Source organism: Shewanella livingstonensis (assembly GCF_003855395.1).
Lineage (GTDB): Bacteria > Pseudomonadota > Gammaproteobacteria > Enterobacterales > Shewanellaceae > Shewanella > Shewanella livingstonensis.
Genome location: NZ_CP034015.1, coordinates 3978420 through 4001056, shown reverse-complemented (window position 1 = coordinate 4001056; position 22637 = coordinate 3978420). Strand labels below are relative to the sequence as shown.

At 41.9% G+C, this 22637-nt stretch carries 20 protein-coding genes and 1 pseudogene; 14 read left to right on the top strand and 7 right to left on the bottom strand.

Features of this window, described 5'->3' with window-relative positions; genetic code table 11:
* The first annotated feature begins 48 nt into the window (after nt 1–48).
* From EGC82_RS17330 to EGC82_RS17305, 6 genes are all read left to right on the top strand, one after another.
* The gene (locus EGC82_RS17330) at nt 49–1317 is read left to right on the top strand and encodes an NAD(P)/FAD-dependent oxidoreductase (protein WP_124731862.1); all 1269 of its coding nucleotides are present in this window, start codon (nt 49–51) and stop codon (nt 1315–1317) included.
* Nucleotides 1314–2135: a DUF1365 domain-containing protein gene (locus EGC82_RS17325; protein ID WP_124731861.1), complete on the top strand. Its 822-nt coding sequence runs from the start codon at nt 1314–1316 to the stop codon at nt 2133–2135. The genes EGC82_RS17330 and EGC82_RS17325 overlap by 4 nt, the downstream gene beginning before the upstream one ends.
* A 128-nt stretch (nt 2136–2263) precedes the next feature.
* On the top strand, nt 2264–3502 hold the full coding sequence (locus EGC82_RS17320; protein WP_124731860.1) for an SAM-dependent methyltransferase: 1239 nt from the start codon (nt 2264–2266) through the stop codon (nt 3500–3502).
* A gap of 76 nt (nt 3503–3578) precedes the next feature.
* Complete coding sequence (locus EGC82_RS17315; RefSeq protein ID WP_124731859.1) at nt 3579–4109, top strand: DUF2878 domain-containing protein; 531 nt, start codon at nt 3579–3581, stop codon at nt 4107–4109.
* Nucleotides 4106–4768 (top strand): chalcone isomerase family protein, encoded by a 663-nt coding sequence (locus EGC82_RS17310; RefSeq protein WP_124731858.1) that lies wholly within the window; start codon nt 4106–4108, stop codon nt 4766–4768. The genes EGC82_RS17315 and EGC82_RS17310 overlap by 4 nt, the downstream gene beginning before the upstream one ends.
* A 107-nt stretch (nt 4769–4875) precedes the next feature.
* Nucleotides 4876–5376, top strand: a complete 501-nt coding sequence (locus EGC82_RS17305; RefSeq protein ID WP_244212482.1) for a DUF3833 domain-containing protein — start codon at nt 4876–4878, stop codon at nt 5374–5376.
* 102 nt (nt 5377–5478) lie between these two features.
* Here EGC82_RS17305 and EGC82_RS17300 read toward each other — a convergent pair whose 3' ends face one another.
* Complete coding sequence (locus tag EGC82_RS17300; RefSeq protein ID WP_124731856.1) at nt 5479–5823, bottom strand: DUF3634 family protein; 345 nt, start codon at nt 5821–5823, stop codon at nt 5479–5481.
* Nucleotides 5824–6163: 340 nt separating this feature from the next.
* On the opposite strand from EGC82_RS17300, the gene EGC82_RS17295 reads away from it, so the two are divergent.
* On the top strand, nt 6164–6343 hold the full coding sequence (locus tag EGC82_RS17295; protein ID WP_124731855.1) for a hypothetical protein: 180 nt from the start codon (nt 6164–6166) through the stop codon (nt 6341–6343).
* A 224-nt stretch (nt 6344–6567) separates the two neighbouring features.
* Here EGC82_RS17295 and EGC82_RS17290 read toward each other — a convergent pair whose 3' ends face one another.
* From EGC82_RS17290 to aptA, 4 genes are all read right to left on the bottom strand, one after another.
* Entirely contained in the window at nt 6568–7290 is a 723-nt protein-coding gene (locus EGC82_RS17290) for a TorF family putative porin (RefSeq protein WP_124731854.1), read from the bottom strand.
* A gap of 120 nt (nt 7291–7410) precedes the next feature.
* On the bottom strand, nt 7411–7788 hold the full coding sequence (locus EGC82_RS17285; protein ID WP_124731853.1) for a cupin domain-containing protein: 378 nt from the start codon (nt 7786–7788) through the stop codon (nt 7411–7413).
* Nucleotides 7789–7797: 9 nt separating this feature from the next.
* Nucleotides 7798–9297: a CoA-acylating methylmalonate-semialdehyde dehydrogenase gene (locus EGC82_RS17280; protein WP_124731852.1), complete on the bottom strand. Its 1500-nt coding sequence runs from the start codon at nt 9295–9297 to the stop codon at nt 7798–7800.
* A gap of 42 nt (nt 9298–9339) precedes the next feature.
* Nucleotides 9340–10692 (bottom strand): omega-aminotransferase AptA, encoded by a 1353-nt coding sequence (gene aptA, locus EGC82_RS17275; RefSeq protein ID WP_124731851.1) that lies wholly within the window; start codon nt 10690–10692, stop codon nt 9340–9342.
* A gap of 316 nt (nt 10693–11008) precedes the next feature.
* Here aptA and EGC82_RS17270 point away from each other — a divergent pair, with 316 nt between their 5' ends.
* The 4 genes from EGC82_RS17270 to EGC82_RS17255 all read left to right on the top strand — a co-directional run bounded on the left by EGC82_RS17270 (nt 11009) and on the right by EGC82_RS17255 (nt 15658).
* Nucleotides 11009–12505: an aldehyde dehydrogenase gene (locus tag EGC82_RS17270; protein WP_124731850.1), complete on the top strand. Its 1497-nt coding sequence runs from the start codon at nt 11009–11011 to the stop codon at nt 12503–12505.
* A gap of 389 nt (nt 12506–12894) precedes the next feature.
* Nucleotides 12895–13317 carry a VanZ family protein gene (locus tag EGC82_RS17265; protein WP_124731849.1) on the top strand — a complete coding sequence of 141 codons (423 nt, stop codon included), beginning with the start codon at nt 12895–12897 and terminating at the stop codon, nt 13315–13317.
* A gap of 37 nt (nt 13318–13354) precedes the next feature.
* On the top strand, nt 13355–14188 hold the full coding sequence (locus EGC82_RS17260; protein WP_124731848.1) for a sulfurtransferase: 834 nt from the start codon (nt 13355–13357) through the stop codon (nt 14186–14188).
* A 681-nt stretch (nt 14189–14869) separates the two neighbouring features.
* A complete protein-coding gene (locus tag EGC82_RS17255) occupies nt 14870–15658 on the top strand; it encodes a hypothetical protein (RefSeq protein ID WP_124731847.1) in 789 nt (262 codons plus the stop codon).
* A 258-nt stretch (nt 15659–15916) separates the two neighbouring features.
* Here EGC82_RS17255 and EGC82_RS17250 read toward each other — a convergent pair.
* Both EGC82_RS17250 and EGC82_RS17245 read right to left on the bottom strand, forming a co-directional pair.
* A pseudogene (locus tag EGC82_RS17250) lies at nt 15917–16333 on the bottom strand (transposase); the annotation flags it as partial.
* 1565 nt (nt 16334–17898) lie between these two features.
* Nucleotides 17899–19206, bottom strand: a complete 1308-nt coding sequence (locus tag EGC82_RS17245) for an NAD(P)/FAD-dependent oxidoreductase (protein ID WP_124731846.1) — start codon at nt 19204–19206, stop codon at nt 17899–17901.
* Nucleotides 19207–19439: 233 nt separating this feature from the next.
* On the opposite strand from EGC82_RS17245, the gene EGC82_RS17240 reads away from it, so the two are divergent.
* The 3 genes from EGC82_RS17240 (at nt 19440) to EGC82_RS17230 (ending at nt 22556) form a co-directional block, all read left to right on the top strand.
* The gene (locus EGC82_RS17240) at nt 19440–19988 is read left to right on the top strand and encodes a cupin domain-containing protein (protein WP_124731845.1); all 549 of its coding nucleotides are present in this window, start codon (nt 19440–19442) and stop codon (nt 19986–19988) included.
* Nucleotides 19989–20433: 445 nt separating this feature from the next.
* Nucleotides 20434–21198: a gamma-glutamyl-gamma-aminobutyrate hydrolase family protein gene (locus EGC82_RS17235; protein ID WP_124731844.1), complete on the top strand. Its 765-nt coding sequence runs from the start codon at nt 20434–20436 to the stop codon at nt 21196–21198.
* Nucleotides 21199–21200: 2 nt separating this feature from the next.
* Nucleotides 21201–22556, top strand: a complete 1356-nt coding sequence (locus EGC82_RS17230; RefSeq protein ID WP_124731843.1) for a glutamine synthetase family protein — start codon at nt 21201–21203, stop codon at nt 22554–22556.
* Nucleotides 22557–22637: the final 81 nt, after the last annotated feature.

Below are 22637 nucleotides of genomic sequence, written 5' to 3'. Positions count from 1 at the left end.
AACAATAAGAACAATAAAAAATAATAATTAGCGTCAAGGATCAACTAAATGAAAAATATTGCGGTCATCGGTAGTGGAATTTCGGGCTTAACTAGCGCCCATTTATTAAGTCGTGAACACACGGTAACTGTGTTTGAGGCAAATGATTATATTGGTGGGCACACGGCTACCGTAGATGTGGAAGTTGCTGGCCAGCAATACGCAATTGACTCAGGCTTTATTGTGTTTAACGACCGTACTTATCCACTTTTTGAAACATTAATGGCGCAACTTAAAGTTAAATCGATACCGACAGAGATGAGCTTTAGTGTCAATAATGCTATTACCGGGCTTGAATATAATGGTCACAATTTGTGGAGCTTATTTGCTCAGCGTCGTAATTTATTTCGTCCCAGTTTTTACAAATTTTTAGGCGAGATTGTTCGTTTTAATAATAGTTGTAAAGTGATTTATGAAGCAGACCACTACCCTAACGCTTCTTTAGGGGAGTACTTAGATCAACAAGGTTTTTCTGCCTTTTTCTGTGAGCATTATATTTTGCCTATGGGCGCCGCAATTTGGTCTGCTAGTATTGATGATATGCGTGGTTTTTCTTTGCGATTTTTTATTCGTTTTTTCCAACACCATGGCTTGCTAAATATTAATGATCGCCCGCAGTGGTATGTACTTGAAGGCGGATCGCGCAGTTATATCCCAGCGTTAACGGCACCTTTTAGCGATCGAATTAAGCTTAATTCTCCGGTGACAGGGATAAAACGCAGCGATGATGGCGTGTATGTTCAAGTGGCTAAAGGTGAGTGGCAGCGTTTTGATGATGTGGTATTGAGTTGCCATAGCGACCAAGCGTTAGCTATGCTAACTGATGCAACTGAAGACGAAATAGATGTATTAGGCGCAATGGAGTACCAAAATAATGAAGTGGTGCTGCACACCGATATTAAGCTGTTACCCAAGCGTAAAGCGGCATGGGCAAGTTGGAATTATCGATTAGATGGTGAAAATGAGCAAGACATTGCCCAGCGTCCAGCTAGTGTGACCTATAACATGAATATTTTACAGTGCTTGCCAGCGAGTGCGCCCACATTTTGCGTAACCTTAAATCAAACGGCATTAATTGACGACAGTAAAATTTTACGTAAGTTTAATTATGCTCACCCGGTATTTAATGATGCCAGCATGAAGTCTCAAGCAAAAAGATCGCTTATCAATGGTAAGCATAATACCTATTTTGCAGGTGCCTATTGGCATAACGGATTTCATGAAGATGGTGTTCGTAGTGCGGTTGAAGTATGTGATCTTTTTGGAATTAGTTTATGAATCAAACCACATCGTTAATGAAACATGATCAATTAAACAGTGGCATATATAGCGGCAAGATAAACCATCGTCGTCACATGCCTAAATTGCACAGTTTTGGTTATAACATTGCGATGATGGCAATTGATTTAGATGAACTGCCGGCATTAACGTCACTGAGTAAATTGTTTTCTACTGATAAGTTTACTCCGCTTAAATTTAAGCCTAATGATTACCTCAATGCGCTACAGCAGCAATTTGCAGATAAGCTGGTATTGGATCAGGCTTGTTTGGGCACAGATGCAATGGCATTGAAACAACGCGTACTGACAACCATTGCGCATTTAGGTGCGACAACAATATGCGATAAAGTGATATTTTCAGGACAGATCCGCCATTTTGGTTTTTACTTTAGTCCGGTTAATTTTTACTTTTGCTATCATCAAGACGACATGGTTTATATGCTTGCCGAGGTGAGTAATACTCCCTGGAATGAGCGCCATTGTTATTTAGTTGATATGGCTAATACCGCTCAAACAGATAAAGTGTTTCATGTGTCGCCATTTATGAATTTAGATATGCACTATTTGTGGCGTATCACGCCTCCTGCTAAGCATCTGAAAGTAACCATTGAAAATAGAAATGATAATAATGATAAATTATTTGATGCCGGTTTAGTGTTAAAACGTCAACCGTTGACCTCGCGTTCAATACGCCACTTTATGCTTAGCTACCCATTGATGACGCTCAAAATTATGTTAGGTATTTATTGGCAAGCGATGAAGTTATTTATTAAGCGGATCCCCTTTGTTGGCAAGCAAACCGTTAAAGTCAGTTAATCACTAATACCAAGCATAGTTAAAAATATAGTTGCAAAATGTAAACCAAATAAGTAGTTATCACGTATTAGTCTTTCATTACGCCAACAAAGCGAACGAACAAGCAGTGTATGAACTGGAGAAATGACATGGAAAATATGGTGACAGAAAGTAGTATGACTCAAGTGAGTTTATCTGACAGCCTAGCAAGAAAAATTCTTCTTCGCGCACTAGCGCATCTTGCTGAAGGTCATTTAACGATTGTCGATGGTAACCAAACCTCAGAATTTGGCGATGTTAAAAGTAACATACACGCAACGATGCAAGTGCAGCATGCTAACTTCTATCGTCAAGTGGTATTTGGTGGTTCAATTGGTGCCGGTGAAGCTTATATTCAAGGCCATTGGTGTAGCCCAGATTTAACTAAAGTGGTGCAGATTTTTGCCAAAAACTTAGCGCTGCTAGACAATATAGAACGTTATTTTTCATGGTTGAGCAACGGCATTAATCGTTTTAAGCATGTCTTTAACCGTAATTCTGAAACGGGTTCAAAACGCAACATTCTGGCTCATTACGACTTAGGTAATGATATGTACAAGGCGTTTCTTGACCCAGAAATGATGTATTCAAGTGCACTTTATCCTGCCGAAGACAGTACTTTAGATGAAGCGCAATTACACAAATTGCACACCATTTGCGAACGTTTAGAGTTAATTCCAGGCCAAACCCTGCTTGAAGTAGGAACGGGTTGGGGCGCACTGGCCATTTATGCCGCAAAACATTACGGCGTACACGTCACTACCACTACCATTTCAGATGCCCAGTACGATTATACTCAAGCACGAGTGAAGCAAGAAGGACTTGAGGATAGCATTACCTTACTTAAACAAGATTATCGCTTATTAACGGGTGAATATGATCGGGTGGTATCGATAGAAATGATCGAGGCTGTGGGTCACGAATATTTAGGCGGTTTTTTTGAAAAACTACAGCATATGCTGAAGCCTAATGGCCGCATGCTTATCCAAGCGATAACCATTGCTGACCAACGTTACAATAGCTATCGTAAGAGTGTCGACTTTATTCAGCGTTATATTTTTCCGGGTGGTTGTTTACCATCTGTGAGTGAAATGACCCGACACATCGCCAAGAAAACCGATATGGTTACTTGGTCTATCGACGATATGGGCAAAGATTATGCGCGTACCTTAAAGCACTGGCACGAAAACTTTGATGCCGCTTACGATAAAATAAAAGCTTTAAATTATGGTGATGATTTTATTCGCATGTGGAAGTTTTATCTAAGCTACTGTGAAGGCGGTTTTTTAGAACGTACCACTAGTACGGTGCACTTAGTCGCGGTTAGACCTCAATATCGACCTCAATAGGTTGTAATATTAACTGGTCTTTTATATCCCCGGTAATACGTTGCCGGGACGTCTCATCCTGTTTGTGTGAGGTGTTATGTCTGCTTACGGTATTCCGCCAACATTATTCATCTTAATTAATGCTTTGTGCTTTCAATTAGTCTGGTGGGCGGGTGTGCTTGCTCATAACCAACTCATCTTACTGTCTATTTTGTTACTCATTAGCCATTTTTTATTATCATCATCTGTTCGTCATGATGCGCTGGTAATGTGTGTCTGTGGTGCGATTGGCATAACGGTTGACAGTCTATTGGTGTGGTTTGGCGTATTTCAGTTCGATAATATGCCTTATTGGCTCGGATTGTTGTGGCTCTACTTTGCACTTTGTTTAGATTACAGCTTAGCGATATTTAGAAAGCTAACCTTGTGGTTACAATCATTATTGGGTGGTGTATTTGGTTGTTTAAGTTATCTCGCAGGCGCTAAATTTGACGCAGTCGCGTTACCTTTGGGTGATGCTTGGAGCGCGCTAATATTGGCATTGATCTGGAGCGGTTTATTTCCCGTATTACTCATTATTAGCTCTCGCATCACAACGGTGGACCTTGCTTTGGAGAATCGTAGATGAAAACCTTACACAACGTCGCTAAACCGACACCGTATTTGCGCATGCCTCAAAGCAGTCATTGGTTGGTAGAATTACTGTTTGGCGTAGTAGGTGCAGTTGTATTATCACTAATTTTTATGCTGAGTCTTAGTGATGCGTTTGCCAATGATACCAGTCAAAATAGCGATTGGAACGGTACAAGCGATAAGAGCGAAATAAGCAACATAAGCAACATAAGCGATATGAACGGAGCATTGATTGAAGTAGGCTCTGCCGACATGAGTCTTCTATGGCTCGATATTTATAGTGCAAAGTTATTTTCTATCGACGGTAAATATCAAGCTAATCGATTTCCAATGACTCTGGACATTAAATATCATCGTGATATCGACGCCATTGATTTGGTCGATGCCACTATTGAACAGTGGCAACATTTAGGTTTTACCAAAGCCAATATCGAGCTCTTTCGCCAACAGTTAGTCAATGCATGGCCCAATGTAAAAGAGGGCGATAGACTCACATTTAGAGTTAACACGCCTGAAGATGCGGTCTTTTTACTAAACGATGCGCCATTTTATCAAGTTAATAACACTCAGTTTCCTGAAGCTTTTCTCGATATCTGGTTGTCAGAAAAAACCAGTCATCCCAAATTACGTCAACAATTAATTGGAGCTAACTAATGCACGCGACTCTATTCTCCATATCTCAAAGGGCTTATGTTTCAACACTAGGGATAATAAAAAAGTTTACTCATGTGTGTTTGTTTAGCGGATTACTTCTAGGTGTTATGTCATGTTCATCAGCATCGATTGAAGATTATCAACAAACCACGCCTACGTTAGACTTGGTTACATTTTTTGACGGTAAGCTAACGGCTGCAGGCATAGTACAAGACTTTTCTGGCAAGGTGACGCGTAAATTTACTGTGACTATGGAAGCGCACTGGACCGACTCGCCTGAAGGTAAGCAAGGTGTGATCAACGAATGGTTTATTTATGATGACGGTGAAAAGCAAACTCGGGTGTGGAAAATTACTGATAAAGGTAATGGCGTTTACCAAGGTACTGCCAATGATATCTTAGGTATTGCTGAGGGTGAATCGCGCGGCAGTGCATTACGCTGGCGCTATGATATGCAATTAGCCGTTGATGGCAGTGAGTATGAAGTCCATTTTGATGATTGGATGTTCCTAGTTGATAACAAAACCATTATCAATAAAAGTGACATTATTAAGTTTGGCATTACTGTAGCCCAAGTGACCTTGGTCATCTCTAAGCAAGAAGACTAAGCAACAAGACTAAGCAACAATATTAAGCGTAATATTAATGTCCTTGTAAACATAAAAAATGGACCCATTAGGTCCATTTTTTATGTTTACAAGGCAGCTTTATTAGCCTTTAAGCTTGGATGCGTCTGACGGTTTTTTATCGTAATACTCAAACGGAAATTGGTTACGAATCTGCTGGATTAAATTATCGCCAATATTGGCCGACACATGCAAACGTACATCTCCTGACTTTTCTGCTCTGACCGTGCAAGTCAGTTTATTAGACTTGGCTATGGCACGACAATCACGTTCAAACTTCTCCGGTATTTTGCCCTTATGCTTGTTGAGCTTGCCATCTTTAAAATGCATTTCAAAAAGTGTTAATCCACGGCTACCACTAAAGATCAGTTTATAGGCCAGAAAAAACAACACTGCAATTACCAGTATTTTAATGAGGTTATCAGCCATGGTTTGCTCCTTTGTGGCGTACATTTATATCATTGCTATAACCATAAGATACTCTGGTACGCGATGGATGCAATGCTATTTTATTGAAATATATGCGCTAGATCGAAGTTATTTCCTATCAACAAGGTGTCATTGATCAATACAGGATAATTTTGTTATTTAAAGCTGCTTAAGCCAAAATGTGTGTTAAATCAATCTATAGCATAGTCGATATGTGGTTGGTGCTTATTTAGCCTGGTTTAGATTGTAAAAACAGCTTCCTAATTAAATGGTATGTGCTACATTTAGTGACTGCATAAGCGCATGTAAATGGATGTATAACGTATTTTAAGGATTAAATATGCCACTCTCTAATGCTACTCGCTGGGCCGAAATTTGTGAAATCCAAACGTCATTGATGCGTGATTTAGCCGATAAATTCCCACAACGTCGTCAACAATTACACAATATTGCAGACGGTTGGCAAAGCGTTAAAAAGCAAGCTCAAGAACAATCGTTAACCGGTTTGTCGACTAAATAACGTCAGCGTTCTTCATTGTTCCCCTTAACTAATCTCCACCTTGGTGTAGGCTTTAGCTATAAAAAAACCGCCATTGGCGGTTTTTTGTTTTTATACAAACTTGTCACTGGCTAATTGCAAGCATCAGCTGTAAACATGAGCCGCAATTGATAGTCGCAATGGTGCGTCATCATGTGCTCGTTACCGTTTTTTTTAACAATGTCTGTATCGATTAACCACAGTGGTTAAAATGCGTAACTGACGCTCGCTAATAAAGTACCGGTGTTTTTATATAGATCAGAACTTACTTTATTATTACCATCAATATCGGTGTCTAAATACGCAACCGAGATACCAAAACCTGACACTTCAGTTGATACACCAATAGAGTAATCTGAATAGCTATCAAACCCTTCGCCATCATCAATCGCGTCACCAAAATTGTAGCCATAGTGTAGGTCTAGGCTCCAGTTTTCAGCAAACTCCCAGCCATAATTGATTTCGGTGTAATGCAGATCAAGATCGCTGCCACCATAATCATTAGTAAACCAGTAAGCGGCTCTAAAACCACTAAAGTCGATACCCGCGCTGACCTCTAGATAGTCTAGTTCGCTATCGCCAGGGTAGTTGTAGCGATACAGAGTTAAGTCATAACTGGTGTTGTCGTTTAGTTCTCCGTAGTAACCCGCGTACAAGTCTACTTCTAAGTCTGGGCCGTTATAGCCTGGTTCATCAAAGTCGACATTACTGCCCCAGGCACCGACAAAAAATCCACTTTCATGGCTCCAATCGATATTGGCTTGTAGCGCAGGGTCGCCAGCAGTTTGTGATATACCACGGAAACGATAATCGTTAGTTACCGTGACCGCACCAGATACTTCAGCCGTAGCTAACGGAGCCAGTAGGGTAGCTGATAACGTTAATCCGCTTAACAGTGCAATTCGCGTTCTTTTGAATGTTTTCGACACGATATTATCTCCATTTACATAAAATACAGTGACTGATATTTAACTATCTAGCGACTGTGTATGCCACTTATCAGAATCAAAACCGCCAGGGCTTTGTCTGTACCGCATGGCGGTTTAACACTATGTTTGCTCAAGCTGTTGTTCAAACATAACGTAGATTTTTTTACAGTGATTAACCACTTCCCATGTGCCAGTAAATCCGGCTGGAATAACAAATTTATCACCCGCATTAACGGTTAATTGTTGGCCCTGGCTGTCGGTAATAATGCTGCAGCCTTCAACAATGTCGCAATATTCATATTCGCTATAATTGATATTCCAACGGCCAGACTCACTTTGCCAAACACCCACATTGAACTGCTTACATGGGCTTTCAAAATGATTCTGAACTGACTGTAGAGGATTACCTGTAAGCAGTTTTTCATTGGCTAAGTGATAAGACTCAACCGCGGTTGATTGGTGACTAAAAAGAGTTATATCGCTAATATTTTTGCTCATGGCGTTCACTTATTTCATCGTCGGCATTATAAATGCTGAAGGTTCGTTACTGTCGTTCTTAGCTTGAGGCCAACGTGCAGTAATAGCTTTACGCTTAGTATAAAAGCGCACGCCATCGGGGCCATGCATATGCAGAGGTCCAAATAGCGATCGTTTCCAACCACCAAAACTATGAAATGCCATCGGTACTGGAATAGGCACATTAACCCCAACCATACCTACTTCAACATGGTGACAAAAATGGCGTGCGACTTGACCACTTTGCGTAAAAATAGCAGTGCCATTACCAAATTCGTGTTGGTTAATCAGCGTCAATGCATCGGCATAGTTGTCGATGCGGACGATGGCTAACACAGGACCAAAAATTTCTTGTTGGTAAATGCTCATCTGCGGAGTCACATGGTCAAATAAGCACGCACCTAAAAAGTAACCCTGCTGGTGGTCTTGAATACTGATGTCTCGGCCATCAACGACTAATGTTGCACCTTCCTTTACGCCAGCGGCAACGTAGTCGCGAACTTTGGCTAAGTGCTGCGCTGAAATTAACGGCCCCATGTCCATCTCTGGAGTAATACCACTGCCAACTTTTAAGATACTAATTTGCGGTAATAATGCCGCCACTAATTTATCGGCCACATCACCTACGGCTAATACCACCGAAATAGCCATACAGCGTTCACCTGCACTACCATAGGCGGCACCCATTAATGCATTGACGGCTTGATCTACGTCAGCATCTGGCATTAATAACATGTGATTTTTAGCGCCGCCCAATGCTTGTACGCGTTTACCGTGAGCAGAGGCAGTACTGTAAATATATTCGGCAATCGGGGTTGAGCCAACAAAGCTAATGGCATGAACATCGGGGTGAGCTAATAAGGTATCCACAGCTTCTTTATCGCCATTAATTACGTTAAACACACCATTTGGCAGGCCTGCTTGTGTCAGTAATTCAGCAATGAACATCACAGCGCTTGGATCTTTTTCAGATGGCTTCATGATAAAAGTATTACCGCAGGCTATTGCGATAGGAAACATCCACATAGGCACCATCACTGGGAAGTTAAACGGAGAAATCCCCGCGACAACACCCAACGACTGATTAACCGACCATGAATCTACGCCACCACCGACTTGCTGAGTATGCTCGCCCTTGAGTAAATGCGGAATACCACAAGCAAACTCAACGACTTCAAGCCCCCGGGTAATTTCACCTTTAGCATCATCTAACACTTTGCCGTGTTCAAGGGTGATAAGTTTGGCTAATTTATCAATATGCTGTTCAACTAAGGCTTTAAATTTGAATAATACCCGAGCACGGTTGAGTGGCGTGATTTGTGACCAGGTTTGATAAGCTTGTTTGGCTGCACTAATTGTTAAGCTGACTTCATCGTGACTTGCCAGTGATACTTGGCCACGCGTTTCCCCCGTAGCAGGATCATAAATGGTTTGATTACGTTGGCTGGCTGGAGTGTGTTGGCCATCGACAAAATGAGTAATGTTAAGCATGAACTGGATCCTTTTAAGCAAAAAATGTGTATTCAAAAAACATTAACCAACAGCATTAATTGCATCACTAATATGATTAACCATGTCGTCGATTTGAGACTTTTCGACAATCAGTGGTGGCGATAATGCGATAATGTCAGCGGTTGCCCGCACCAATGCGCCCTGTCTAAAGCAGTGATCAAAAATGGCATAACCGCGTTTACCCACGCCTTTATCGCTCGGCGCCAGCTGGATACCTGCAACTAAACCAGTATTACGAATATCAATAACGTTTGGTAAGCCTTTAAGGCTGTGAACCGCTTGTTCAAAGTAAAGCTCAAGCCCCTTAGCGCGGTCAAATAACTGCTCATTTTCATATATTGATAAGGTAGCTAGCGCTGAAGCCGCCGCCACTGGATGGCCTGAATAAGTATAACCATGGAAAAATTCAATTAACTCATCTGGGCCATGCATGCAGGTGTCGTGGATAGTATTACTGACAAACACCGCGCCCATTGGAATCGCACCGTTGTTAATGGCTTTGGCTGTGGTGATCATATCTGGCGTAACCTGCCAACGCTCGCTGGCAAAGGCTGCACCAAGACGACCAAAACCGGTGATCACTTCATCGAAAATGAGTAAAATACCGTGCTTATGAGTAATTTCACGTAGGCGCTTTAGGTAACCGTCTGCTGGTAAAATTACCCCTGCCGACCCTGACATGGGCTCGACAATGACAGCAGCAATGTTTTCTGCACCATGTAAGGTAATAAGTTGCTCAAGCACTTCTGCTTTATCCAAACCGTGAGGCGGTAAGCCGTGGCTAAAAGCATTATTGGCAATATCGAGGGTGTGAGGTAAGTGATCAACACCTTGGAGTAATTGTTGGCTGAATGTTTTGCGATTATTGCCGATCCCACCGACTGAAATTCCGCCAAAACCGACACCATGATAACCAAGCTCGCGACCGATAAACCGAGTTCGAGTGGCTTGACCATTGGCGCGATGATAGCAAAGGGCCATCTTTAAAGCGGTATCAACAGATTCAGAACCGGAATTGGTAAAAAATACTTTCTCCAATCCATCAGGGCTTAACTGACACAATTTATCGGCTAATTCAAATGCGAGTGGATGGCCCATTTGAAAAGAGGGAGCAAAGTCCAGTTGGCTAATTTGCTTGCTCACCGCTTCAGATATTTCCTGCCTACCGTGGCCAGCATTGCAACACCATAAACCTGCAGTGGCATCGAGTATTTTATTACCTTCAATGTCGGTGTAATACATGCCTTGTGCCGATACAAGAAGGCGTGGGTTAGCTTTAAACTGCTTATTGGCAGTAAATGGCATCCAAAAGTGCGCCATATTTGGCCAAGTTTGTGATGAATCGCTGGTTCCATTTTGCTGATATTCGCTCATAAATTGACTCTACATTGATAGCTACAATTATTAGGGATTCATCTCAAACCGGTTAAATAATGAGTGACGAATATTCGCTATGCTATGTCAAAAATAATGAACGTTAAAGTGTTTTGTGCATTTATTTAAACTAAATACGCCTATTTTGTAAAATATATTGAAAATTTCTTGCTGTTCAGCATAATCAGGTGACAATATTCATTAACGTTATTGTGTCGGCAATCTATTTTAGACGACATAAATTTGTGTTAGCACTTAGGTTATTAGCATCTAAATTATGAGTGCTTATCAATCCATATATTATTTAGAGGTCACAATGAGTACTCCAACAAGTCGTAGCGATTGGGAAGCACTAGCAGCGAGTCTGAACATTACCGGACAAGCTTTCATTAATGGTCAATATCAAGGTGCATCATCAGGTGACACATTTGACTGTATCAGCCCAATTGATGGCAAAGTGCTAGCCAAAGTTGCTAGCTGTGATCTAGCCGATGCAAACCTTGCAGTGGCAAATGCACGTGAAGTGTTTGAAGCGGGGACTTGGTCAATGTTACCGCCCGTTAAACGTAAGCAAGTGATGATTAAATTTGCTGATTTACTCGAAGCCAATGCCGATGAATTGGCATTACTTGAAACCCTAGATATGGGTAAACCTATTCAATACTCAAAAGGTGTTGATGTAGTGGGTGCCGCTCGCGCTATTCGTTGGTACGGCGAAGCTATCGATAAAATTTATGACGAAATTGCGCCAACGGCTCATAACGAGATAGGCATGATCACCCGCGAGCCTGTTGGCGTAGTTGCCGCCATTGTGCCATGGAATTTCCCAATGATAATGGCATGTTGGAAACTTGGACCATCATTAGCCACTGGTAACAGTGTCATTTTAAAGCCATCAGAAAAATCACCACTTACCGCCATTCGTATTGCACAAATTGCGATTGAAGCGGGTATTCCTGCTGGGGTGTTAAACGTATTACCTGGCTTTGGTCATACAGTGGGCAAAGCGTTGGCACTGCACATGGATGTCGACACTTTAGTCTTCACCGGTTCAACTAAAATTGCTAAACAGTTAATGATTTACGCAGGCGAGTCGAATATGAAGCGCGTGTGGTTAGAAGCCGGTGGCAAGAGTCCTAATATTGTGTTTAATGATGCGCCAGACTTAAAAGCTGCAGCTGAAGCAGCCGCAGTAGCCATTGCTTTTAATCAAGGTGAAGTGTGTACTGCTGGTTCTCGTTTATTGGTTGAATCAGGTGTAAAAGATGAGTTAATTAAGCTGATTGTTGAACAAATGCAGGGCTGGCAACCCGGTCATCCACTGGACCCTAAAACCACTTGCGGTGCGATGGTCGATCAACAGCAACTGACTAACGTGCTTAATTACATCAAAGCCGGTAGCGAACAAGGTGCTACCTTGGTAGATGGCGGCAAGCAAGTGATGGCCGAAACTGGCGGTATGTATGTACAACCTACCATTTTTAGTAATGTTAAAAACGACATGACCATTGCCAGCGAAGAGATTTTTGGCCCGGTATTATCGGTTATTGAGTTTGATGGTATGGAACAAGCCATTAAGATTGCTAACGACACTATGTATGGTTTAGCTGCTGGTGTGTGGACCTCAAACTTAAGCAAGGCACATAAAACGGCTAAAGCATTGCGCAGTGGCATGGTGTGGATTAATCACTACGATGGCGGCGACATGACAGCCCCATTTGGTGGTTATAAGCAGTCGGGTAATGGCCGTGATAAGTCATTACATGCATTTGATAAGTACACCGAAATCAAAGCGACTTGGATTGCTTTATAACTAATATTTATTGTATAGATTGATATCAAGCCCTTTAGCAATAAAGGGCTTTTTTTATCAGCAATCTCAGGGCAAAGTTAATCTATGGTTATTAACCCGCTTTTGGGTTATTCACTGGGTAGCACAAACTTGTAATAAATGAGCTTTACGGGTCTATACGCTATAGTCAGAAGACAAATAACAAGTTTGATTTAAAGGTGCTAAATATTCCGATTCTTGCTTGATTATCCTGCCTACTTAATCTGAGTTGAGGTTAAGTAAAATTAACGCGCAACCTTGTCATTTTCGCAGTAGACTGATAGTTAACGTTAGAGAGTAATTTATGTTAACCAGTTAATTAAATTATCTTTTTTACTTTATATTTAACTGTCATACACGGATGAACATAGATGACCCTCAAAACCTTTTCTCGTATGGCTATTGTTATCACCGCGGCTTTTTTTAGTTTTATTGTATGGATTATTTATTTAGCCAATACCGGCAGCCACAGTATATTTTTCGATTTGATTAAACCGATGCCTTATGGTGACAAGGTTTGCCATATGTTGTTATTTGGTTTATTAACCTTTGTGACCAATTTAGCCTTACAGAGTCGTCATTTTCAACTCGGTCGTCTTCCGCTTTATTATGGCACTGTGTTAGTGTCGATATTCGTTCTGAGTGAAGAAATCAGTCAGGGATTTATCCCGTCAAGAACATTAGACATCATCGACTTAGTTGCCGATGCTGTAGGTATTACTTTATTTAGTTATTTAAGTGGCTTAACTCAGCATTACATAGACAATGGTCGTGATAATTCGAGCTTAAGTTAGTCTCAGTATTCCCCCCAATAGCATAGAGAGGTTTAATGTGAATTTTCCTTTAGTGACCACCGATTGGCTAGCATTACATCTGCAAGATCCCGAGCTTGTGATACTAGATGCCAGTATGGAAATTGTACTGGGTAAAGAGCCACTGGTATACGATGAACTTTACGTTATCCCTGGCGCACTATCTTGCCAAATGGATAAGCTTTTTTTTGATCATCGATCTTCGCAAACCCATGCAATGCCAACGGCTGAACAGTTTACAGAGACTGCGCAATCATTGGGAATAACACATAACAGCACAGTAGTCATTTACGATAACCAAGGTATTTATTCTGCCCCGCGTGCGTGGTGGACTTTTAAAACGATGGGTTTTGATAAAGTATTTGTACTTGATGGCGGTTTACCACAATGGCAAGCCGAAGGTCGAGACACTGTACGCCAGTTTGCTGCAGCGACTCACTCTGGTGATATTAAAGGTCGTTTGCAGCAACACAAGGTATGTGACACTGAATTTGTGTTAACTCATCTTGGTCATGCTAATGTTGATATTATTGATGCCCGCGCAGCAGGGCGTTTTAATGGCACCTTACCTGAACCTAGAGTGGGTATGCGCAGTGGCCATATTCCAGGTTCACTCAACTTGCCGTTTGCTCAGGTATTAAGCCGCTTTAAAATGAAATCAACACGTGAGTTGCACACTATTTTTGCCGCTTTGGATACGAGTCATAATGCGCAACGAGTATTGAGCTGCGGTTCTGGGATCACAGCCTGTATTTTGATTTTAGCCTCTCATGCAGCAGGGCATCATCAAACAGCGCTTTATGATGGTTCATGGGCAGTTTGGGGAGGAGATGCAGCACTGCCAATAGAATAGGGTCAATTGAATAATTAGTGGGTATTTTTTGTTTTATGGCCTACGGCCACTAACGTCGTGGCGCTTCGCCCACACCAGACCAAGAGGAAACCAACGGCTGTTCCCTCTTGGAACTCCCAGCCGCCCCGCAACATTTTCAAACAGCGAAAAGGTCGCCATGGGGATTGATCCAGCTTTTGACCTCTCTTGTAGACAGCCTCGGTCTTATTCGAAAATGCTAACGCTTCCGATAGGCCATCCATGGCCACCGAAAGCTAGCCTGACGTCCTGTCAGGCTCACGCTATTTTCTTCAACGGCCTCAAGTTCAGAGTTGAATTTGGATCTTTAAAGCACACTACGTGTTAGGACAATAGTGACTTAGAACTTATCTTGTTATAAAAGTTTACCCTGACCCAATGACCCAATTAAATTCGAGTACATAATCCTCATTGAAACCGTTAGGCTTAAAGATGTAAGATAGAAAAATATGATGAAAAGGAATTTCAATGAAATATTTACCTGTTACTCAATATCAACAGACTAAAACTGCTCTGTATCCCATAGCCAGCATCAAAAAAAGCAAATTCCTATAGCATGAAGCATGCCAATTAATATGGATGTGGTATCGGCAAAGTCCAACAAGCGATTTATGCCCTGCAAACCACGCAACGCATAAATACTAAAACGTTAGGAGTATACAAATGTCAGATTCCAATCTGATGCCAGATAAAATTAAAAGCCCTATTCAGCTTATGGCGGCATGGTTTGTTATGTTGGTATCTGTAATCACAGTACTACTAACAACCGCAGTAAATATAGAAAAGCCTGAATGGGCTGCTGGATACTTGGTTATATCGGCAACCGTTGTGATTGTCATCGTCATTGGGTGCGTTTTACTAATGCTAACCAAGTACAGGCCACATTTACAAGATGGCAAAGAGTACGCTGAATGGATAAAAGAGCAAGGTGCATATTCGCAGGGCGAAGTATTACGGATGGAAACTGTTACATCTATCGATGCTAAAGAAAATGCAAAAGATCAGGAAGTCGAGACTAGTGACATTAATAATATATCAGTTTCAGTTATCGATATTATGGGGTCTACTGAAATTGTCGAATCCCTTAAGAACAAAGGATTTAATGCGGAGATACACCCTCACAGACACGAAGAATATGATAAGCGTGAACCATTAAAGTCAATCAAAGGTGAGCAAGAGGGAATCTGGGTTGGCTCCAGAGTTGAAGCTGATATTGCAATAAGAGCAATAAACGTTGCGTTAAAGGTTTGGCCTGACCTGAAATACATTGTTATACCTTCAGATAACAGTAGCCCACCAGATCATGTTAATGATCAAATATTCATAGGTGGCTCAAGCAAAACTCCAATTGCCCGAGGAACACGCCCTTGGTCACTTGAAGAGTTAAAGTCTCTTAAAGAAGATATTAATATTAATGAATTTCATCGCAAGATTCGTGCAAAATACTCATAACAAATAAGGATAGGCCGCGCGAAGCCGCGTCCTTATCCCAAGTGTTGAACAAGCCCGAACACCTGAGAGTGACTCTTTATTATGTAAATAACAGCTCGAGAAAACGCGCTGTTTGATGAGATGGTTATCGTGCTAGTTTTCTGTAGTCAGCAATTTCCCTTAGCTCATTTGCTAATTATTTAACTCTCTTAATTTCAGTGCGTTAAATTAATCCTCCACGGTATTCAGTTAAGCCATTATCCTTATTATTTTCCAGCATTAGGTTATGAGCCGTAAATTTGTCGGTCGTTTCACTATGCCCATAAAGCGCATTGGCTGCTGACAGCAGGGGCAACTGCGCGTTGCTAATCTACGCTTTATCTCGGGAATGATTGGGCTTTCTGTTACTTGAAACTGCGCCCCTGCAACTGCCAGCATAAGCTGTATTTGTAGCCTGAGCTTTTTGGCGTTACCTCTGAGTAATCCATAGTCACGGACTCGCCTTAATCCCTTCGGTAATACGTGTTGCAGTATTAACCAGAGAAATTCTATGGCGGGTAAGGTGCGTACTTTTGTCGACTTTGTTTGGCTGTCTTCATACTCGAAACCCACTTGACCATCGACAAGACTGACGATGCTTTTATCGGGCAGTACGCCACGATAAAGATAGCGTGATAGATACTGCAACGAATTTAGTGGGGTCAGGGTAAACTTTAATAAAAAGGTAACTTTTAACCCACTTTTGTCCAAAAACGAGTTGTTCTTAGCCTTCAAATGCCCAAATTCAACTCTGAACTTGAGGCCGTTGAAGAAAATGACGTGAGCTAGCCATGGATGGCGTACTAGCTTTGGAGGGGAAGGGACGCCCCATCTGAAGCGTTAGCATTTTCGAATAAGGCCGAGGCCGATTCCAAATAGAGTTAAAAGCTGGATAGATTTCCGTCGCAATTTTTTCGCTGCTGTTGTTTGGTGAAAAAGCGAAAATGTTGCCGGAACGGCAGGGGTGATCCAAGAGGGGATTGCTGTTGATCCCCTTTTGGCCCGTGCAGGGTGGAACCTTGCGATCTTAAGCGTTAGTGGCCGAAGGCCATAAGTACAAACACCTGGATCCCGGCTTAAAAGCACTGCCGGGACGACGAGAAGAGTATTAACCAGTTTTGTCCAAAAATGATTTGGTCTTAGCTTTCAAATGCCCAAATTCAACTCTGAACTTGAGGCCGTTGAAGAAAATGACGTGAGCTAGCCATGGATGGCGTACTAGCTTTGGAGGGGAAGGGTCGTTCCTTGGCATCCGTGCCACCACGACATTTGTGAATCCATTCACATTAGACTCCCATCGGAAGCGTTAGCATTTTCGAATAAGGCCGAGGCCGATTCCAAATAGAGTTAAAAGCTGGATAGATTTCCGTCGCAATTTTTTCGCTGCTGTTGTTTGGTTAAAAAGCGACAATTTTGCCGGAACGGCAGGGGCTAATTCTTTTATAAAAAGTAAAGAGGGGATTGCTGTTGATCCCCTTTTGGCCCGTGCAGGGTGGAACCTTGCGATCTTAAGCGTTAGTGGCCGAAGGCCATAAGTACAAACACCTGGATCCCGGCTTAAATACACTGCCGGGACGACGAGAAGAGTGTTAACAAGCTTTGTCCAAAATGATTTGGCCTTAGCTTCAAATGCCTAAATTAAACTCTGAACTTGAGGCCGTTGAAGACTATTTATAAAAAAATACGTGAACTGATTAAGCTTCCGAATTCATATTCATTGAGGCCGTTGAAGAAAATGATGTGAGCCCAGACATGGATGTCTGGCTAGCTTTAGAGGGGAAGGGTCGTTCCTTGGCATCCGTGCCACCACGACATTTGTGAGTCCATTCACATCAGACTCCCATCTGAAGCGTTAGCATTTTCATTCTTTACAATAAAGAGGTGGCCGAAGCAGGCTAAAAGCGCGGTCAAAAGCTGGATTCAACCACGTCGCGAAATTATCGCTTCTCAGATGATTTTGATGTGGCGGCTGGGAGTTCCAAGAGGGAATAGTCGTTGATTTCCTCTTGGTCTGGTGTGGGCGAAGCGCCACGACGTTAGTGGCCGCAGGCCATAAAGTACAAAGCAAAACAAACACTTGGATTCCGGCTCAAAAGCATTGCCGGAATGACGCCGTATTTGGCCTGTGCAGGGTGGAGACTTGCGATCTTAAGCGTTAGTGGCCGTAGGCCATAAAAAGAACAAAGGTTGACCCCTTTGCCAACCCACAGCAAATTCCAACTCTATAGCAAATCCTTCATCCTATGATAAAACATTCCAGCTGCAAGCAGTGGCGATCGCAACATTGGTCCGCCTGGGAAGGTCATGTGTTTAATGTCATTAAACACATCAATACGTTGTGATTGCTGGCTAATGGCTTCAGCAATTAATCTTGCTGCCATATGCGTAGCATTTACCCCGTGTCCGGCATAGGCTTGAGCAAAGTAGATGTTGGCTGCATCAGGTAAACGGCCTATTTGCGGCATGCGGTTGGCGCCGATGCCCATCATGCCGCCCCATTCATAATCAATTTTGATACCTTTTAATTGCGGGAACACTTTTTCAAGATTAGGTCTTAATTCGGCTTCAATATCTTTTGGGTCTTTACCAGAATAAGTGCATAAACCACCAAATAATAAACGACGGTCGGCCGACAAATGGAAGTAGTCTAACGCCACGCGCATGTCGGCAAAGGCCATGTTTTGTGGAATAATGCTGGCACATTGTTGTTCGGTTAACGGCTCAGTGGCTAATAAATAGGTGCCTGTTGGCAATACTTTCCCACCAAGGAAAGGGCTTAATTTATTACCAATATAACCATTACCCGCAATGACTAGATAGTCACAAGTGACTTCGCCTTCAGCGGTAATGATTTTGGGTTTTGCACCTTTAATGATTTTTTCTGCGGCGCTGTATTCAAACAATTGCGCACCCAGTTCGCGGGCTACACGCGCTTCACCCAAGGCTAAGTTGAGCGGGTGTAAATGACCGCTGCCCATGTCGACTAAGGCGCCTTGGTAAAAGTCTGAGCCGATAACGTCGCTTATTTGGCTACGATCAAGCAGTTTAATGGTCTTTTGGTAACCTTGAGATTTAAGTTGTTGGTATTCTTCGGCTAAGTCATCCATGTGCCGTGGTTTTACGGCTAAATCGCAATAACCCATGTGTAAGTCGCAATCGATGTTGTGCTCGGTAATGCGCTCAGTAACAATATCAACCGCTTCAAAACCCATTTGTTGAATAGATTTTACACCTTCATCACCAATTTCATTTCGAAATTGGCTCGCGTCATGGCCGATGCCGCGGATTAGTTCACCACCGTTACGCCCAGATGCGCCCCAACCAATGCGTTTAGCTTCGAGTAATGCCACGCTGTATCCACGTTGCCTGAGTTCAATAGCGGTATTAATTCCGCTAAATCCACCACCCACAATACACACATCAACGGTTATCTTTTCGGTGAGTTTTGGGTGCTGATAAAGCTCTTTTGCACTCGCTACATAAAAGGAGTCTGGATAGTGTTGGCTATGAATCGGGGACTTATGTGGCATAAACGCTCCAAGCTATTGATTATATGTGTAATAATAACTTATAGATGAATGATTTGATGACATGTAAGCCATCTATAGTGTGCATTTTATTTAACACTTATTTAGTCTAAAATACAATTGCTTTGATTTAAGTAAGTTATCATGCTTAATTGGTAGATGTTTCTGGTAAAGTGTTAATAATCTGCAACACTTTAATAGCAGGCTGTTAGTCAACATTTAATAGGGGAACAAATTTGGATATTGGTGCAAACCTAAAAGCTGTTCGCAAATTGAAAGGCTTATCTCAACGCGAGTTAGCCAAGCGTGCAGGGGTTACCAACAGTACAATTTCAATGATTGAGAAAAACAGTGTTAGCCCGTCTGTGAGTTCACTTAAAAAAGTCTTGGCAGGGATCCCTATGTCATTAGTGGATTTTTTCTCAATTGATGATGGTTCTATCGGTGATCAAAAAGTGGTTTATCGTGGCAATGAGTTACTGGATATTGGTACCGGTGAGCTTGTTTATAAACTGATTGGCCGTGACTACCCAAACCGCGCGATGTCGGTGATGAGTGAAACGTATCCTGTCAATGCTGATACTGGTGCTGAAATGTTGCAACATAAGGGCGAAGAGGGCGGTATTATTATAGAAGGTAAGCTTGAGCTTACTGTTGGAGCAGAAGTGTTTATTCTAGAAAAAGGCGACAGCTATTATTTTAACAGTGAACAGCCTCATCGATTTCGTAATCCATTCGAAGAACCTTGTAAGTTAACGAGTGCAACAACGCCAGCTGATTTTTAATGGCTTATCTGTTAATTGTTTCTGCTTATATCCAGTATTATTGTTCTGAGGAATAGTGCAAGGTCAACCATAAGCCTTGCTATTCTCAGCTGTCTAAAAGCTAATTACATGTTCATTTTTAGCTGTTTTTGATTATGTTTTTAACATGTGATTATTGTCTTGTGTAAAGAATATTAAGCAACAAATTCCCTTTTATTGTGCAACCGCCTCCCCATTTTAGCGCATTATATAGTGAAATCTCACCAAGGTTACGCAAATGTTTTTTTTCGGCTTTACGGTTGTTTTAAAGTTATATATTTGTTTTTAAAGTGTTTTAATTTATTTTTATTAAAAGTTGTTTTTATCCTCAGTTATCCTCTTGCCTAGCTAAAAAATTCCGTGTAGTGTGTGAAAAAATGAACACGTAAAACAATAAGTTCATCACATTCTTTGCTAAAGGTGAGATATGTCTCTGTCAGGTCTTCCCCTCATCGGGGTAGTAGCGTGCAATCAGCAAATTGGTCTTCATCCATTTAACATCGTGGGTGAAAAATATTTATTGAGTGTGGTCAATGGCGCAAAAGGATTCCCGTTGGTTATCCCATCACTGGGCATCGACTTACCCATTGAAGCTATTCTTGCTCGTCTCGACGGTATCCTTTTTACAGGTTCACCATCGAATGTTGAACCTCATCATTACCAAGGTCTTCCTAGTGATGAAGGCACAAGTCATGATCCTAAGCGCGATGCAACTACTTTACCGCTGATAAAAGCTGCCATCGATGCTGGGATCCCGGTATTAGGTATTTGTCGTGGTTTTCAAGAAATGAACGTGGTGTTCGGTGGCAGTTTGTATCAAAAATTACATGAAGTTGGCACATATATTGAACATCGTGAAGATAAGAAAGCCCCTTTAGATAAACAGTATGGTATTTCGCACAAGGTTAATCTTGTTGCAGGTGGGCTTCTTCACGATGCATGGGGCTGTGACACCGCAGAGGTAAACTCTGTCCATACTCAAGGCGTTGAACGTCTTGGTGAGGGGTTACAGCCAGAAGCATTCGCTCCAGATGGATTAATCGAAGCATTTTCAGTGAAAAATGCGAAAAATTTTGCATTAGGTGTCCAGTGGCATCCAGAATGGAAAGTAACCGAAAATGCATTCTATACTGCAATTTTCGAGTCATTCGGACAAGCCTGTAGACAACATGCGGCAACACAAGAGAGATAAAAATGGATAAGTTAATCGCTTTTTTAAAAGATAAAAAAATTACCGAAGTAGAATGTGTCATTAGTGATATGACTGGCATCGCGCGTGGCAAAATTGCCCCAGTTGATAAGTTTGTGTCAGAAAAAGGCATGCGTTTACCTGAGAGCGTGTTGTTGCAAACGGTTACTGGTGATTTCATTAATGAAGAAATTTATTATCAACTTCTTGATGATGCTGATATCGATTTTGTCTGTGTACCAGACGAAAATGCTGTATTTATGCTGCCATGGACTGTTGAGGCTACGGCTCAGGTAATTCACGATTGTTATGATCGCATGGGTAATCCAATTGAATTATCACCGCGTAACGTATTGAAAAAAGTGCTCAAGCTTTATGAAGATAAAGGTTGGGAACCGGTTATTGCGCCAGAAATGGAATTTTATCTTACCAAACGTTCTGACGATCATGATTTACCGCTTAAGCCACCTATTGGTCGTTCTGGTCGCCCAGAAGCTGGACGTCAGTCTTTCTCAATCGATGCTGCTAACGAATATGATCCATTATTTGAAGACATGTATGACTGGTGTGAAATCCAAGGGTTAGATATTGATACCTTGATCCACGAAGACGGTCCTGCGCAAATGGAGATCAACTTCAGCCACGGTAATGCATTGTCGTTAGCCGATCAGGTGTTTATTTTTAAACGCACATTGAAAGAAGCCGCGTTAAAGCATGATGTTTGTGCCACCTTTATGGCTAAGCCTGTTACCGACGAGCCTGGCAGTGCCATGCATATTCACCAAAGTGTGCTTGATATTAAAACTGGTAAAAATATTTTTACTACCGAAGATGGTACTCAAAGTAAATTATTCCTCAGCTATATTGCTGGCTTACAACAGTACATTCCTGAGTTGTTACCGTTAATGGCGCCAAGTGCTAACTCATTCCGTCGCTTTTTACCCGGTACATCTGCACCAGTAAACTTAGAATGGGGCGTTGAAAACCGCACTTGTGGTCTGCGTATTCCTGAGTCATCACCACAAAATCGTCGTATTGAAAACCGTATTCCAGGCGCTGATGCTAACTGTTATTTGGCGATTGCGGCCAGTTTATTATGTGGTTATATCGGTATGGTTGATAACTTAAAGCCTTCAACACCGGTTACTGGTAAGTCGAACGATAGTCGTACTAATAACGAAAACTGCCTACCTTTGACATTAGAAGAAGCGTTAGTCGCAATGCAAAGCAGTGATGCCTGTATTGAGTACTTAGGCCAATCATTTACCACAGGTTTTGTGGCGGTAAAACAAGCGGAACTTGAGAACTTTAGACGCGTTGTAAGTTCTTGGGAACGTGAGTTCTTATTACTAACAGTGTAATAGTGTGCGGGCATGTTGGCTCACATTATTGATGTGTGTGAATAACAGCAGGTAGCAGATTCAAATAGATGTGCTACCTGC